The sequence below is a fragment of the Planctomicrobium stercoris genome (assembly GCF_051465655.1).
Classification (GTDB): Bacteria; Planctomycetota; Planctomycetia; order Planctomycetales; family Planctomycetaceae; genus Planctomicrobium.
Genome location: NZ_CP195791.1, coordinates 4,024,115 through 4,041,093, shown reverse-complemented (window position 1 = coordinate 4,041,093; position 16,979 = coordinate 4,024,115). Strand labels below are relative to the sequence as shown.

General features: G+C 57.4%; 10 protein-coding genes. All 10 read right to left on the bottom strand.

Translation table 11 applies throughout. From position 1 onward, the window contains the following. Positions 1 to 9: 9 nt before the first annotated feature. The 10 genes from SH661x_RS16200 to SH661x_RS16155 all read right to left on the bottom strand — a co-directional run bounded on the left by SH661x_RS16200 (position 10) and on the right by SH661x_RS16155 (position 16,802). Positions 10 to 3,555 (bottom strand): hypothetical protein, encoded by a 3,546-nt coding sequence (locus SH661x_RS16200; RefSeq protein WP_437223494.1) that lies wholly within the window; start codon positions 3,553 to 3,555, stop codon positions 10 to 12. Positions 3,556 to 4,056: 501 nt separating this feature from the next. Further along, the gene (locus tag SH661x_RS16195) at positions 4,057 to 5,052 is read right to left on the bottom strand and encodes a DUF3500 domain-containing protein (protein WP_437223492.1); all 996 of its coding nucleotides are present in this window, start codon (positions 5,050 to 5,052) and stop codon (positions 4,057 to 4,059) included. 228 nt (positions 5,053 to 5,280) lie between these two features. Further along, a complete protein-coding gene (locus SH661x_RS16190) occupies positions 5,281 to 7,653 on the bottom strand; it encodes a DNA gyrase/topoisomerase IV subunit A (RefSeq protein ID WP_437223489.1) in 2,373 nt (790 codons plus the stop codon). A 192-nt stretch (positions 7,654 to 7,845) separates the two neighbouring features. Next, positions 7,846 to 9,483, bottom strand: a complete 1,638-nt coding sequence (locus SH661x_RS16185; protein WP_437223486.1) for an ATP-binding response regulator — start codon at positions 9,481 to 9,483, stop codon at positions 7,846 to 7,848. Between the two features lie 478 nt (positions 9,484 to 9,961). Further along, positions 9,962 to 10,186, bottom strand: a complete 225-nt coding sequence (locus tag SH661x_RS16180) for a hypothetical protein (protein WP_437223483.1) — start codon at positions 10,184 to 10,186, stop codon at positions 9,962 to 9,964. A gap of 18 nt (positions 10,187 to 10,204) precedes the next feature. Then, on the bottom strand, positions 10,205 to 11,659 hold the full coding sequence (locus tag SH661x_RS16175; RefSeq protein ID WP_437223480.1) for a sigma-54-dependent transcriptional regulator: 1,455 nt from the start codon (positions 11,657 to 11,659) through the stop codon (positions 10,205 to 10,207). 60 nt (positions 11,660 to 11,719) lie between these two features. Then, positions 11,720 to 13,237 carry a carboxypeptidase M32 gene (locus SH661x_RS16170; protein WP_437223478.1) on the bottom strand — a complete coding sequence of 506 codons (1,518 nt, stop codon included), beginning with the start codon at positions 13,235 to 13,237 and terminating at the stop codon, positions 11,720 to 11,722. A 99-nt stretch (positions 13,238 to 13,336) separates the two neighbouring features. Beyond that, the gene (locus SH661x_RS16165; RefSeq protein WP_437223475.1) at positions 13,337 to 14,941 is read right to left on the bottom strand and encodes a Ppx/GppA phosphatase family protein; all 1,605 of its coding nucleotides are present in this window, start codon (positions 14,939 to 14,941) and stop codon (positions 13,337 to 13,339) included. A gap of 75 nt (positions 14,942 to 15,016) precedes the next feature. Next, on the bottom strand, positions 15,017 to 16,255 hold the full coding sequence (locus tag SH661x_RS16160) for a THUMP-like domain-containing protein (RefSeq protein ID WP_437223472.1): 1,239 nt from the start codon (positions 16,253 to 16,255) through the stop codon (positions 15,017 to 15,019). Positions 16,256 to 16,298: 43 nt separating this feature from the next. Next, positions 16,299 to 16,802, bottom strand: coding sequence for a hypothetical protein (locus SH661x_RS16155; protein WP_437223470.1), 504 nt, complete (start codon positions 16,800 to 16,802; stop codon positions 16,299 to 16,301). Positions 16,803 to 16,979 lie beyond the last annotated feature (177 nt).

Here is a 16,979-nt window from a genome sequence, read left to right as displayed (position 1 = left end):
GGTGCCTGGTCAGCCTTTGGTGATCATGGTGGCGTAGTCCCGACCGTCCGGCCAGCGTTTGGGCCGTTCTTTCTTCAGGATACTCTCGTAGGCCTCTTTCGTGTTGGGGGAGACGAAGAAATTCTCCTTCGAAGCGGCTTTGATCAGCTTCTCGGCTTCGTCCGTCTGACCGAGTTTCTCGTAAGCCATGATCGCGAGGAGCGTCGATGCCTCGTACAGCTCATGGGCGGATTTCATCGATTCGCTGGCCTGGCGTACTTTCAGGGCTCGTTCGAGAGCTTCCTTCGGATCGACGAACTTCTCATCGGGACACATGATTCGCAGCCATCCCAGGTTGTTTTCCGCGATGAGCAGGTCAGGAGCCTGCTTCATGGCGGCGTGATAATCAGCGACAGCAGCCGCGTAATCACCCTTTCCTTCGTATGCAGCTGCGCGATAGCAGAGGACAAAAGGATGCTCCGGGAATTTCTCCAGAACACGGGTGTAGTAATCGATAGCCCGGTCTCGTTCTTTGTAAAAGTGATTCACATGTGCCTGAAGCAGAAGGACTGACGGATAATGGCCGGCACGTCGCACGATTTCGTCACTGGCCTGAATCTGCCATGCTTTTGGAGTATTCCAAAGAGTGTGGAGATTCCAGGAAGCGGCCATCGTCTCCCTGATTTCGACGGGAATGGGGAAGCGTCGAACCGGCGGGATCTTGATTCCAGCATCTCTCAATTTCTGGATCGCCTTGGCCCGCGTGAATTTTCCTTCCACACCGAAGTGGGCGCCTCGTTCATACCATTCCAGGGCCTGTTCTGCTTCATCCACCATCTCCAGAGCGCACGCGATTGCTGATGAGGCTTTGGAAGTGGCACGGTTCTCCAGATGGCTCAACCAGACGAACTCGAGGAACTCGGGAGAAAACGCAGCGTCCTCCCGCTCGGCCCGGAGAAGCTGTTCGGCCAGCCAGGAATAGCACTCTCCCGAATCCACGTTGATCAGTTCCACAAGGTACGGGCGGGCCTCCTCACGATTTCCGGTCTCATACAGCAGATAAGCCGTCAGGAATTTTCCTGTAATCCAGTTGGGAACTTCCTTGCAATGGGTGATTCGCGTCGAGAGCGCCATGTCCAGATTCCCTTCCAGCTCGTAGAAGGAGGCGACTCGAAGATCGGTAGCAAGCTGGGATGCGTCCATCTGCTGGAGCTGTTGTGTGAACAATGTCCGGGCAGCATCGATGTTCCCTTCCCCCGTCCGCACGCAGTGCAGATACCAGTCTTCCCAGGGCCCGTACCGCTGCACCATTCCGACAGTCAGTCTCTCGGCGAGCGCGTTTTCGCCCAGTGCTTCGAGCGTCGCGATTCCAATTTCAAGTCCCCAGTGCGAATAGGACTCGGCGGCTTCCATCGCGTAGGGGCGGGCCAGTTCCGGCTTGTCTTCCAGAAGATAATGTTCGGCCACGCGCTGGTTGACTCCGGCTGATTCCAGTCCATATGAGGGGACTTGAAGGGAAGCAATTCGGGCCTGCAGAGCATCTTCAATCCTGCCATGCATCGCGTAAAACTTCTCGATCTGCTCGTATGCGTCGTACGAAGGGGCAATTTCGATCAGACGTTTGTAGGCCTTTTCCGCCATGGCAGCCGATTCCGGGGACAACAATGACTCTTCGGAATATTTTTCGCCGATGCTCTCCAGCAGGGCCGGAAAGTCGGTCGTCTCCAGCCATTCCGGAGCCTTGTCTTTGACTTTGTCCCAACGGTACTTGACCTCGAAGCTGCGACCGATCGGGGTGTAAGGGCTCACCTGAAGCAAACCATCGAGCAGCTTCTGGCGATATTCATCGGTCGTGCTGACCTGCATATGAAAGATTACGTCCCGCACGGTCGAGTCCCGTAACGAGAGAACCGCTTTTCTGAGCTTCTCGCAGGCTTCCGGAGAGTGGCTTCTCCAGTGGCGGGACATCTTTCGGCTCTCTTCCGGCGGCGGCAGCGCGATCACGGAATCGATCGTTTTCTCAAGGGCAGCATGAGAAAACGTCGGATCATGTCGGTACGAATAAATGTAGTCTTTGGCCGGGTACTTCTTGAGCAGCGGTGTGACCCGCTCGATCACATCACCGGGCTCGACCCCCAGATAGGCGGTGTCGGTCTCCAGCAGGCCGGTGATGAACTGGAACTGGAGATTCTCCGCGAGTGTCGCCACGGAAGCCAGCGACGGCTCTGCTCCATCTTCCTGCAACGGAACCTGGCGCAATGCGTCATGCAGCTTCACGGTGGCTGCCATCTTGCTGCGCTCACTTTTGGCTTTGATGGCTTTGTCAGCAGCGGTCAGAACGGTTTTCGGAAGAGGATCAATTTCCTTGACCCATTCGGGGAATTCACTCAGAAACGTTTCGAACTGACTTTCGCCGACCCTGCGACGCATGCCCAGTTGACTTCCGTTTCCAAGGATTGACGCGACCCGCAGGCATTCGGGGGATTTCACCATCAGTGAGGTCACCATCGGAGTGACGAATTCATAGGAGTGCGACGTGTATTCCCAGTGAAGGACTCGCAAATAGGCCGCAAGCGGAACATCGTCTTCCGCGAGTTTATTGAGCTGACCGTTATCCCAGTGGACGGCGGCGATGATGGTATCCGCCCAGTCCGGGCGGGATGCCGGATCAGCGACGGCCTGAAGAGATTCGATTCGCTCCAGTTCCTTCAGCGCGAGCCAGTCGAGGCCGGTAAATGTCCTGACCAGCGCCCGGGCCCAGGCTGCTTTGATGTCGTCTGCAGCACGATCGCAGGCGCGATCCGAATACAGCAGCGCGCGAGCGGAATAGATGCGTGCTTCCGGCCCCCAGTGAATTTCGCAGACGCTGGAAAGCAGTGCATAGTGAATCGCAATCGAGCTGAGGAGATCGACCCGATCTGGTTCCCGGAGCAAGGCTGCGTGCAGCTTTCTTAATCGATGAAAGATCGAAACGAATTCGAGTGGAGGAAGCGTTTCGACAAAGTTGCCGACATCGACTTCCTTAAATTGGGACCGGTCCGGCGCCGTCATCCCCAGCGACTTCAGATAGTCAGGATATTCATGAAGCGTCAACTGATGTGCCTTGGAGAGGATCCCTTCGAAGTACCGGTTGTTCTCCCGGGGAAACAGGAACTCCAATGACGGAATGCTCGCACCTGGAGTGGTGTAAGTCAGCGTGAACTTCAACTCCGGATCTCTGGCGAATTGAAAATCACCGGTGACTCGATGAACCTTCCGGTCTTTCAGCGACGAGGTTTCGTTGAGGTATTCATCGCGCGTGATCGCGCCGAAATCTTCACGGGCCGTGAGCAGCAGCCCCTGACGAACCAGTTCCTGACTGAGCAGCCGATAGGGGACCGCTCCGCTGGAGTTTTTTTCGAAGACGATGATCGGGCGAGCCTCCTCCGCACGCACGGGGCTCGCCTCGAAGATGCCGGTTCCCAACAGGACAATGAGACTGAGCAGCGTTCGTCTTACCCGCGATTGGCGGAGGTCGCTGGGGCTGTGAAATTGAGAGAATGCACAGCTGACGTTTCGAACGAATACGACACGCATCTCAGAGGCTCCTGATTGCATGAAAGGCCCTGATTCACCCGAACGGGTTTTCGAAATCTGGAAGTGCAGGTTCTGAACCAGCCGACTCGGCGATTCAATTTGATTCAGAATGTTCGGATAGAATTATTTCAGATCGGATGGATTTACGCCATCAACGCTGATGATTTCCGGGCGTTTGCGGGAAATGCACGGAGGCCCACGTCACGAGAAGAGAGGAGATCGTGGCTGCAAGTCGAACCAGGTGTCATCAATGAAAAACGTCCCGTCGGCCGCAGCGGGAAATCACCCCACACGGCGCATTCGGGACGTTTTGATGACAGTGCGGACCGGCGAGGAATATCGGGCACACAACGATTGAAGTGCTGTGTGTGAACGGTCTCGCCAGATCGGTTGAGACGTTAGAGCGGTTTTGCAAATAATCTGTTACGTTCCGCAGGCGATCATATGGACTTTCATGCGGTGAAAACCCTGAATCGCCTGCACATGATAGACCAAACTGGTCTAGCTGTTTGCGAGTTTGCTGGTGCCGATGTTCATATAGGCGTGCACATGCGGGGCGCCGCGGAAATGACAGACAAACGACGGGCCTTCCAGCCGCCAGATGTCCCACTCACCATCGCTGTTCAGGTCTCCCTGCTTGTAGAACGCCATGTGCAAGCCGGGGATGCCGCCTCCCTGTTCGAGATTCGCAAGGGACTCCTGCACATCTTCTTCGCGGAACGGAGCTAAGAGAACCTTGACGACAGATCCCACGAGTTCCTGCTGGTCCTGTGAAAGTTCCTTCAGTGAAATCCCTGCGAAGCTTCCCCGATTCCCCTGCAGCTGGACCTGAGTCTCGTTGGGAGCTGTGTTGACCAGTGCCTTGACCGCCTGCTTCGCATCCAGCGCCTTGAAGACTTCATTCGCCTGCTGGGTCTGGTAATAAAAAATGTTGTCTTTGGCTTCTTCCTCACCGTGACCGTAAACAATCGGTCCCCCGAATGCAGATCCGGCAACGCAGTCCCCATCGGCCCGCAGGGTGATGTGGCGACCTGTTAAAACCCATTCGAATTTGCCTGACTGCGGCTCTCCGAACAGGGCGACGTGATAGCGATCGAAACCGCCGTCATCGAACTCCATCTGTTCCAGAAATCGCGCGTGTCCTTCGGGACTTGTGATCCCCTTGAAGGTTTCAGCGATCAGGGCGCGCTGTTCGTTGTTGAAGAAATCTTCGTGAATGGCCGGCTTCGTAACGGCCCAGTTTGCGTTAATGCGAGTGCGGGAAGCGTGGTCGAACGGCAGGCAGATCTCCGACTTCTGGGCCGGGGTCAGCGTTTCATAGAGCTTCTGAGCCGCTGTTTCCGCAGGGCTTTGCATCGTCGGTGCAGCGAACGCTCCATGTAGCGGAGTCGACAGCAAAGCGGCTCCCGCAGCAGCCGCACCGGCCTGCTGCAGAAACTGACGGCGGTTGACCTGTGTGTAGCATTCGGGGCAAGCGGGGCGGGACAGACGCTTCATCTGGGCGTTCCTTCGGCTGGCAGAATGGGAGAGTGCGAAAGCACACAACGGCAGCGGCCCGATTTCATATTCACATAGACTTATTGTCGAGATTCAGACGTGTGAGACAACAGCCCGACCGTCAAAATCTCGACTTTTCGCTGAATGATGAATTCGCTGGATCCCCAGACGGAACAGGTGACGGCCGACAGGAAGTCTTCATGAATGGCTGAGACTGCCCGCTTTCTTTCAGCTCTTCTCGCCAGCTTCAATTGCTGACCAGTCGACAGGCTGAATCTCATCCTTGATGACACTCTTGATCCCGGTCCGCTGACTCGTCTTGACCCCTTTCCCACCGCGGGCGGTGACAGCGTATTTCATCTGTCCGAAGCTCAGCGTCTTGTCATGGTCATTGATGACCTTCAGGACATCGCTCGGTCGCGAGAGCCGTTTGGCTGCAATGACGACATCGTCTTTCTCGACGAGCTTCAGGCCGCGCACTCCTTTGCCCGCCCCGTTCAGAATCATCACTTCGGAAACGGAGAAATGAATCAGGCGAGCGGCCCGGGAAATCAGGAAGACCGTATCTTCGTCATTCATCAGTTCGACGTGAATGACGCGGTCCCCGTTCGCCAGGCGACAATACTTGCGCCCGCTGCGAGTGGACGGAGTCCGGAACGTGCTCAGCGAAATACGCATCACCTGCCCATGAGCCGTCGCAACGAAGAGATACGGCCCCGGCGGGAAGCCTTCCCATTCGATATCTGCCGGAGTGAAACGGGCATCGGTCGTGATCGCAGAGACGACGTTGGCACCATCGCTCAGTTTGACATGCTTCGAGAGCGGTTCCCCATATCCGGTGGACGGAGGAATCTGATCGATCGGGAGCGTATAGGCCACTCCGTCGCTGGTGAAGATGACGACGGAATCGAGCGTCGAGCCGGGGTAAATTCCAAGAACTTCTTCCCCTTCGCGGACGCGCAGTTTGTCCACGGTGGAGATTTTGCCGACCCGACGAATCCACGCTTCCGAGGTGATGACGACGTTCGTGTTTTCCCGAACGATGTACGCCAGCGGGTCGAATTCCGAAATCTCTTCCGAGGATCCCAGCATCGTTCGTCGCTTCGATTCGAATGCCTGGCCAAGTGCTTCCAGTTCCGAACGGATCTCTCCCCACAGCTTCTTTTCCGAACCCAGAATCTTGCGGATGCGGGTCGCTTCCGTTTCTTTCTCCTGCAGCTCTTCCCGAATCCGGCCAATTTCCAGAGACGAGATTCGATACAGCATCAACTCGAGAATCGCGTTGGCCTGAACTTCATCCAGCGGAAAGGCCTTCACGAGCTTCTCGCAGGCATCCTGTTTGCCGGTGCTTGCCCGAATGATCTTCAAAGCTTTGTCCAGGCCGTCGAAGATAATGGCGAAGCCGCGCAGAATATGGATTCGCTTCTCAAGCTGCGCCAGCTGAAACTCGAAGCGCTTACGGACTGTCACCAGCCGGAAGTCGAGGAAGTGGCGAAGAATTTCGACCAGGCTGCAGCGTCGGGGGACCAGAACCCCGTGGTCGCCGGGGACCAGACAGGTGGCGTTGTAAGAGAAGTTGTCTTCCAGCCGCGTGTGCTTGTACAGGTAGGACATGACCGTGTTCGGGTCGGATCCTGGCTTGATATGCAGGACGATCCGCAATCCGAATTCGCCGTCAGACTCGTCGGTCACATCGAGCAGCTGCGGCAATCGACGCGAATCCCGGATGTCACCCAGAGAATTCACGAGCGACCCGGTTTCGACTCCGTAAGGGATGGAGTAGATCACGAGGCGGTTGGTGACTTCTTTTCGACCTTCTTTATCGAATCGCCATTCCGCCCGGACTTTGAAGGTGCCGCGTCCCTCTTCGTAGGCTTCCCGCAGCTCTTTTCGATCCGTGACAATGCGTCCGCCGAGGGGGAAGTCGGGGCCCTTGATGTGCTTCATCACCTGCGCGACGGTGGCGTTGGGGTCTTCGATCAGGGTAATGCACCCCTTGATCACTTCTCCCAGATGATGCGGGGGCATGTTCGTGGCCATGCCGACTGCGATCCCCTGTGTCCCGTTCACGAGCAGATTCGGGAACTGGGCCGGGAGCACGACCGGTTCATCACGAGTGGCATCGTAGTTCGGCCGCATTTCGACGGTCTCGAACTTCAACTCTTCCATCAGACGTTCGGAAATGCGAGTCAGCTTCGCTTCGGTATATCGCTCGGCCGCAGCGGGGAGACCCATGATGCTGCCGAAGTTTCCCTGCCCGTCGACCAGACGCTCCCGCAGCGTAAAGTCCTGGGCGAGTCGCACGAGCGCATCGTAGACCGCAAGATTTCCATGAGGGTGGAACTTACCGGTCGTGTCCCCGACGATTCGGGAGCACTTCACGGATTTGGCGTCTGCGCTCAGCCGCAACTCGTTGTACATCACGTACAGAATGCGGCGCTGCACCGGCTTGAGTCCGTCCCGCACATCCGGCAGCGCACGCGACATGATGACGGACATGGCGTAGTTCAGATAGCGCCGACGCGTCTCATCGCTGATGGAGACATACTGCAGCTGATCGCCAGCATCCTGCCCGTTATTCGGGGTTCCGTTCCCGGTCATTGGTGAAACTTCAACTCTCGGAGTTCAGTGGTCAGAAATCGAATTCACGTCATAGCGAATCGCCCCGGCATCGGCAACGGTTTCTGGCCCTTCGATGGTGCCTGACTCCCTCGAGAACCCTGAAAAGCAGGCAGTTTTCAAGAGTGTCGACTGATTTGGTCGCCCGCAGTTTCTGCCGTATCTGCGGCCTGATCATGCGGAAACTGAAGTATCGGCAGTGGCTTCTCGCACTTGGGCCTGCGAATTCGTTTGAAGAGAAATCGCTTTGCCGACGACCGCCAGAAAATGATCTCTGTCAAACGGGCGGGCCAGGAATGCCTGGCTGCCTGCCTGAAGACACTTGTCCGGATCATCGGGGGCTGCAGCCGCGGACATGGCGATGATCGGCTTCGGGAATCCCATTTTCCGCAGCTGACGGATGGCTTCGATGCCCCCCATGACGGGCATGTGCAGGTCCATCAGCACGACATCGAACGGGGCTGGATCGCTCTCGCTGGCTGCAATGTGTTGAAGGGCCAACTGCCCATTGTCAACGCATTCCACAACCGCACCGGTCGGCTTCAGGAGGTTCTTCATCACGAACTGATTTGCCCGGGTATCGTCGACGACCAGGATGCGACGCCCTTTCCAGTCCGGTGTCGTCGTCGTCTCTCTCTGCGGGTGATCATCTGTCATGTCAGGTGACGTTGTCGCTATGGGGCCGCATCGGGGGGCTTCGATCTCCAGGACGAAACAATTTCCCCAGCCAGTCCGCGGCGCCAACGTCAGGTCTCCGCCCATCACCCGAGCCAGACATCGACTTGACGCCAATCCCAGTTCAATCCCGATGCGGGCGGGGTCAAGCCGCTGTGGGCGTCTGATCACCCTGTCCAGCGCGTCTCGCGGAACTCCCGGAGGGCCGAACGAGACCTTGATCACAAGGGATTGCTTTTGCGAGTCGCGTGAATCACCGAGATGAACCTGAATTGTTCCCCGTTCGGTATGCTGGATGGCGATGCTGAGGAGATTCACGAGAATCTGTCGCAACTTTCGAGGATCAGCGAGAACTTTCTGAATGTCTGACTGAGAGTTGTAGTGAATCGTCACTCCCTGTGAAGCGGCAAGGCTTCCCATGCTGGCGCAGACATCCTCCAGCAATGCGCGGGGATCGAATGGGACAGGATCCGTTTGGAGCGTTGTCCTTTCCGTTCTCGCGAGCTCTAAAAGTTGAGTGAGCATTTCGGAGAGTTTCTGTCCGCTGCTTCGAATCAGGGTGAGCATCTCCACCTGTTCCGAATCCTGGGTCTGTTCCATCAACGACTCTGACAAACCGATCACAGCAGACAACGGCGTTTTGAGCTCATGACTGACGCTTCTCAGGAATGTCGATCTGGCACACCTCGCGGAACGAGCCTCCTTCCGGGCTTTTTCGATCAAGGCTTCCAGCTCAACGACGCGCTGTGTGAGCCGATGACTTTCGATGCAGTGATCAAGGAAGGGAAGGAGCACTTTCGATGAGTTCAAATCCGCACGCGGGTACGGGAATATCCCGTCGGGAAGAGCGGGAAGGTGTGAGTCGGTCTCTGTAGTGATCAGGACCGGGGATGACGGCAGATGACCCTGACTCGTCAAACGCTGGATCACCTGCAGGGCGAATGCTCCCCGCGGCTCCCACGGAACAAAAACGAGGTCTGTTCTCTCTGTGGAAGAAGCAAGTTCGCCAATCGAGGAGGTACTCCGGGGCATCCGCTGCAGGCGGAACGTCTTCCCGGATTCGGCGCTCAGGGAATCCCGGAGGGCTGCAGCAGCGTCGAGGTCGTCGTCGAGCAGGACGATCCGGCGAGATTGCATTTCCGAACTCCCCTGTTCACAGCTTCCAGTCATTCAGCAGAGGGCAACACGCTCTGCGATGAACTTCCGCCCGCACTGAGAAGGGGTCTTCTCCGATGGTGAATGTTGACACAGGGGCGGAAAAGCAATTCCAATGCCGAGAGGATTCGTTCCATGACGAAGTCTGGGTGACTGGGGCGAATTCGGAAGTTTTCCGCATCGAAGCACCCGGGAAGCGACGGGTCTGGGCCTCTCAGTCCGATCGTCACGCACGTTCGGCGAAATCGGAACATCCTGAGGGGTGATCGCTGGCCACACCGATTGGCAGATCCGCTCTCGCAGCTTGATGTTCGAAACCGATTCAGCCTGCATGGTGAACCGCCACTGGCGTCTCAGACACGCAGTCGCCCGTCCGGGTGAAACCCCCGGGGTGTTTCATAACGATACTGGTTCCAGAAAGGGGCCAACCCGGGTTGCTGCTGGAGTCGAGGGGGACGGATCAGCCCAGGATCCACTGGGAGGGCTTGCGTCCTGAGGCCGTCAGTTCGAGACGTCGCACGCGACGCTGAATAATGAGGGCGATCCACGCCCGTTGGAAACCGGTCAGCGTCCGGCGTTGAAACTCCTGATACCGGAAGAAGCGATGCCGGAGCTGCCTTTGATGCTTCCTGCGGGCACGGTCCACCGCCATCCCATAACCGTTGTAAATGATGTGCGTACCCATGCTGGAGCCCACTTTCAATCAACCGTCGCTTTCATGGCCATCCGACTGGGAGTCCCCTTGGATTCCCAGCGTTCGCAGCTTGTTTCTCAGCGTCATCCGGGCGATTCCCAACTTCTTACAGGCTTGCACCTGATTTCCGTGAACGTCCTTCATCACTTCCTCGATGACAATCCGGTCCACCGCTTCAGAGACTTCACGATAGATTTCCGTTGAGTCGCTTTCGAGAAGTTTTTGGACCATTTGATGCAGATCGAAGCGGGTCGTCGTCGGCGAGACGCGGGCTGGTACTGAAACCGTTGTTGCAGTCGATTGCAGGCAGGCGACGGGCAGGGAATCTCGCGTCAAAATGTCGCCAGCCGAACGGGCCATGGCGAAGCGGATGGCACTTTCGAGCTCGCGGACGTTCCCCGGCCAGCCATAGGCCTGACACGTGCTCACGGCATCGGGGGTCATTCTCCGGACCCGTTTGCCGGTGTCGCGGTTAAACTTCTTGATGAAGTGGTCAATGAGAATGGGGATATCTTCAACTCGTTCCCGCAGCGGAGGCAGATTGATGGTGAAGACGTTCAGTCGATAAAACAGGTCGAGCCGAAACTCCCCGTGGTCGATCCGCTTACGCAGGTCCTGATTGGTGGCTGCGATGATGCGGACATTCGTCTGAACGGTCTGGGTTCCTCCAAGTCTCTGGAATGTCTGATCCTGAATCAGCCGCAGGGCTTTGGCCTGGGTGGCCAGACTCATGTCACCGATCTCATCCAGAAAGATGGTCCCGCCGTTGACCTGTTCGAACTTTCCGATCCGTCGCTGGTCCGCCCCTGTGAACGCTCCGGCCTCATGACCGAACAGCTCGCTCTCCAGCAAGGTCTCCGGAAGAGCTGCGCAGTTGATTGCCAGAAACGGTTTCTGGCTGCGATGGCTGTAGTGATAGACTGCCCGGGCGACCAGTTCTTTCCCGGTGCCGCTTTCTCCGAGGATGAGCACCGGGGCGTCGTATGAGGCAATCCGGCCGATCGCTTTATAGACCTCCTGCATCGCCTGAGACTGCCCGACGATGCGATCGGCAGCGAGGTCCTCCAGATCCTCGGAAAGGACGGCAGGGACACGGCTCAGCCGGCTGACTTCCAAGGCCTTGCTGACCACGTTTTCCAGCTTTTCGAAGTCGACCGGTTTGACGAGATATTCGAACGCGCCCCGCCGCATGGCTTCAATGGCGGTTTCCGTGGACGAATAGGCTGTCATGATGATGACGGGAAGTCGCGGATCCACCTGAGCGATGCGGGAATACGCATCGAGTCCGGACAGGTCCGGCAGTCGGACGTCCAGAATGACTGCATCGGGCCGTGCCGATCCCGCAAGACCGATCCCTTCCCGCGCCGAACCGGCCGAGATGACTTCCAGAGTGTCGCTCGAAAGGCATTCCTTGATCGAGAAAATGATGTTCGGCTCATCATCAATGACCAACAGGCGGGCCATGATTTGCGTACTCCGTGTCCTCTCGGATGGATTTGATCAACACGATTGCTCGCAGGCGGATTATAACCGGTAGAGTTCTCCAAACTTCGTTCGCAGGTGTCGCAACAGCGGCTCAGCGGAGAGCGGCTTTCCGGTCACTTTCTCAACAAGCTGCGGGGCGTGATCGACTTTGCCGTTCTCGTGGATGTTCTTTCGCAGCCATTCCCGCAGCGGTTGGAACTCTCCTTTGCGGAACAGTTCCGACAGGTCCCCCAGGTCGGCCTGAGCCTTTTCGTAAAACTGACTCGCGTACATATTGCCCAGCGAATACGTCGGGAAATAACCGAGCAGACCTGCTCCCCAGTGGACATCCTGCAGGCAACCAAGCGTGTCTGTGGGGGGAGTCATCTGGAAATACCGGGTGAATGTCTCGTTCCAGACCGTCGGAACATCTTCCACATCAAGTTCACCACTGATCAGCGACTGCTCGATCTCAAACCGCAGCATGATATGCAGATTGTAAGTGACTTCATCCGCTTCAACCCGGATCCAGCTGGGGCGTAGGTCATTAATGACCGCGTAGAACTCTTTCTGACTGACGTTCGAGAGAGCTGCAGGGAAATGGGCCTGAGCTTTGGGATAGAAGTGATCCCAGAAGGCCCGGCTGCGACCAACCAGATTCTCCCACATGCGTGACTGGGATTCATGAATTCCCAGCGAGCATGCTTCCCCGCTCCCCAGTCCGAAGTCGTCGCGACGCAGCCCTTGTTCATACAGACCATGCCCCGCTTCGTGCAGCGTGCCGAAAAACGCTCCGGGGAAATGGTGCTCGTCATAGCGCGTCGTCAGTCGACAGTCTCCCGGCCCGATTCCGGTGCAGAATGGGTGAGCGGCGATGTCCAGTCGACCTGATTCGAAGTCGAAGCCGATCGCACGGGCTGCCTCCAGACTGAACTGCTTTTGGGCTTCGATCGGATATTGACGCTCGAGGATGGAAATATCGGCCTGAATGCCGGAATCCAGAATGCCAGCCACCAGCTTCACGAGTTCATCCCGCAGCGGTGCGAAGACCTGTTGAATCTGCTGGACGGTCGCACCGGGCTCATAGTCCTCCAGAAGGGCGTCGTACCGGACCCCCGTGGGACTTTGAAGTGCATCGGCCTCTTCCCGTTTCAGTGCGATGATCTGCTTCAACCAGGGTTGAAACCGGCTGAATTCGTTTTTCTTGCGGGCTTCGATCCAGTTCTGCTGGGCCAGCGTTGTGACACGTGTCATTTCTTCGACGAGCTTTTTCGAAAGTCGTGTCGACCGCTCATAATTGCGGCGGGCTTCCCGCACGTTCGCAGAGGCGATGGATCCCGGGCCGCCGAGTTCGCCTTCGTCGCCGAGTCGTGCAAGGAGGTCGCCCACTTCCGGTGACGTCGCCTGGTCGTGTGCCAGACCTGCCAGCAACGCCAGCTGGTTGGCTCGCAGTTCCGCCCCCTGTGTCGGCAGATAAGTCTGTTCATCCCATCCCAGAACAGCGCCGCAGGATCGCATCAGGGCGAGTGATTTCAGTCGTTCGACGAGAGTATTGTAAGCTTCTGGCAGCGCATTCATCCGTGTGACGGTCCTTCTTCAACTTGCTGGCGTTCGCGTTTGCTCAACCTGTTCGACACTTCGGCCAGATTGAATTCTATTGGGATACTTCGCTTCTGTTTAAAGCTGTGTACTTTCTTCGGTGGTGCTGGACTTCACCTGTGTTCGCAGGAGCGCTTCCAGCCCGAAGATGGTTTCAAAAAACAGCCGGTTTCTCCGAACGGCAATTTGTTCGATGGATAAGTCATCCACCGACGGCACGGTGATCACGAGTCGATTTCGTACGCGTCGGCATTCGATCTGTTTGATCCGCTGGCTGCGCGAGGCATCCAGTGCGATGGCAATTCGGAGAATGGCCGCCAACTTGGAAATGATCACCCGTCGGAACCGGTCCATGGAGGCATACGGCTGATGCGTCGTCTTGGGCATCGATCGGCGATGATACCGTGCGACCATCGCCACCAATTGCAAGTCATCCGCAGTGAGGCCGAACAGGGTGCTGTGCATGATCAGATACATCGAGTGTTTGTGCATACTCGACGTGTTGATGTAGCTGCCGGTCTCATGCAGGGCCGCCGCGACGTACAACAGGGTTTCGTACCGGTCCTCCAGCTCATGTTCTTTCCGCAGCTGGCGGAACAGTTGCCTGCACAGATCTGCAACGTTGCGGGCGTGTTCTTCATCAACGTCGTACTTGCTGGCAAGTTCCCAGGTGGCCCGGATGATCTGCTTCTGAAAGTCGTCAGTCCACGAACCACGGACTTCCGACATGTCCCGAATCAGGCCGTCCCGCAGGTTCACGTTGCATACGAACACGCGGTCCACCCCCAGCATCTCGGCCATTTTCAGATTGGCGACCAGGGCCGGCCCGACTGTTTCCGCCTCCGGGTAAGTCAGGTGGAATTCGTTGACCAGCTGCTCTTCTGTCCGGGAGAAGACGTAATTCACGAACTCGGCCAGATCCTCCAGCTTCAATTCAATGAGCTTCGAATCGGAAACGGCATCGTTCAGAATCTCTTCCGCTGCGAAACGGATGTCGCCCCCCATGGCGACCATGTTCACTTCGGTGTTGCAGTGGAGCAGTTCCGCGAATGGTTCGAGCTGGCTGTGAATTTCCCCTTCAATGATCTTTCGGGCCTTGCTGCGGGGGACGCGATAGGAACTGAGTGTCTGTGCCAGACGTAACGACCCCAGCCGGAAGGCGTGCGTGTGATCGACATTCCCCTGCACGAGTGTGAGCAGTTCGGTACTCCCTCCGCCCACTTCAATGACCATGGATCGGGATTTGAACAAGGCTGGCTGAGCTCTCAGCAGCGGCTGCACCCCCCGATAAGTGATGCGATGCACCTCTGCTTCATCGAGAGTCTCGACGAACAGCCCCGTGGCCACCAGCAGTCGGTCGACGAACGTGATGCGGTTGGCGGCCTCTCGAACGGCACTGGTCGCCACGACTCGAATGTCTTCCTGCCGGTTGATGCCGTATTCATCGAGCTTGCGACGGTAGCTGCGGAAGACCGAAACGCACTCTTCGATGGTCGTGCGTGAGATTTCACCGGTCGTGAACGCGTCTTTTCCCAGCTGCACCGCCTGCGTGAGCGACTCCAGCCGGCGGATGGACCCTTCCGGCTGGATTTCCGCGATGGCCATCCGGATGGATGTGGCCCCGACATCGATGACGGCGACGGTGCGAATTCGTGTCGCACCCGTCCTGACTGGCGCGTTCACTGAAGAACTTTCCGGTTAAGGGGAGACTGGTGGCTGCTGGCGGCATTTTCGCAGGTCGCCCGCAGAACTGCCACGTCATTCTGAGATCTCGGAATCCTGTGCCGCTTTCACCCGCCGACAGACCAGGGCCCGGGTCCGGCCATCGACCCTGGCAATGATCAGCGTGACCGGTCCCTTGCCGGTCAACGACATTTTCTTCCGCATCGCGTCGGCATTCGTCGGGACATGCCGGGATTTGATTTCGACTTCTCCCCAGTTTCCCTGACGGATTGTTTTCCGGATTTCCGTTTCATTGTTCGGCAGATTGAACAGGACTTCGAACGGAGCAGCTGCCGGAGAATCGATCAGTTCTTCACTCGTCAGGTATTCTTCTGAAGCATCCAGTCGTCGAAAACCGGATTCTTCCACAAGCAGATCCAGCAGCCCGGCCCGGACGATGGCTGGATCTGGATCGTACACGTACCGCGAGATGCGGCCGACATGCGGTCTGAGCTCCCAGGGGTTTCCGGCAATGGAGTACCCGGCCGGGAGAATGCTGGCCCGCATCGCCTGCGGACCGGACAGCTCTCCATACCAGACGGTCGCCTCCTTGCATTCGCCATCCAGGGAAATCAGTTCAATCTCACACGGTCCGAACTTCCCGCCGAAGTTACTCGCGGGCGATAACTTGATCCCTCCCCCGGGAGTCTGTTCGGTGAGCCGCTGCAGAAATTCGAGAGGAGGGGCGTAATCTTCGAGTTTGACAGCCCGCTGACGGCCGGTCCGCCGATCGGGATCGATGTGCACATACGCCGACTGCAATTTGACTCTCTCGGCGCTGGCGACCTGTGTGGTGATCCGCTCTGCCACTCCATAGACCGCCGCGTTCAGCTGGGTTCGCAGGCACGACATCGGCGAGAGGTCCACACTGGTGACCTGATTTCCCATCGCAGCCAGTGCGATTGAATCGGAGCCGATCCCGCAGCACAGGTCATACACCGGTTCAGCCGTACGGGTGAATCGCTGTGCCTTGTGTCTGGCGATCAGCTCAGCGGTCGACTGTTCCAGTCCGGTGCGGTCGAACCACATCTGATCCGCACGCGAGAACTTCTGCCGGGCTTTGGCTCGCAGCTCGCTGAGAAGCATCGCCCCACGGACCAGAGCAGCGTCGTACTGCTCACGCAGCGCGGCCTGTCGCTGGAACTCGGTTCCGGTGACCTGTGAGATTTCCTGAAACAGCTCCGGCGTTTCAACCAGTCGCTGGAGAACTTCGAATTCATCGTCCATAGGAAAAAGCAAGCCGCACAGGTGTGCTGTGCGGCTTTCAAAAGTCATTTCATCTTGAAGCGGACATCAACCTCGCTCAACCCGAGCTGTTTTAGTTGATCGACTGACGCCACGGGAACGAGCCGATCGGGACGAGTTCCTGGGTCGGCAGTTTCACGTTCGCCTGGGGATAATAGAAGCCGTACATGTTGACGAGTCCGGAGGTCAGTTCGCCGACGTAGATCACTCCGCTGGCCGGCTGAGCGCCGACGGATGCTCCGGCTTGCTGCAGGTTGGCCTGTCCGGAAACCATCACATACTGGGCTTTGGTCCCGGTTTTGAAGTCGGCAGCCAGATTGCGGGCCCAGCTGTGGATGATGCCGCCGGCCGTTGTACTGTATCCCGCGCCGATCAATCGACCGGTGACCATGTCCAGTACGAAGACTGCTTCGCTGTTCAGAGCAATGGTGTTACAGGTGCACATGGCGAATTTGTCGCCCATGGCAGCGGTTTCAGCATACGCCGGTTCACTCGGGCAATAGTAGGCGATCGCCATTCCCAGCAACGTCCCCGCCACCAGCCAGGTGACCCGTCGGTCCAGCATTGTCGTCTGCATTTGTTGAGGTCCTTCTGAACGCCCGTCTCACCCAGGTGAATCGGCAGCTCCCGCGAATCGGGAGTCGACCGCCCCGCGACACACTGCGGTTCTCTGATCCTACGAAATTTTCTGAAACGGGACCAGCCGATCACCCCCCTGTTTAGCCGCAACTTGAAGAGAAGTGACTCCATTAAC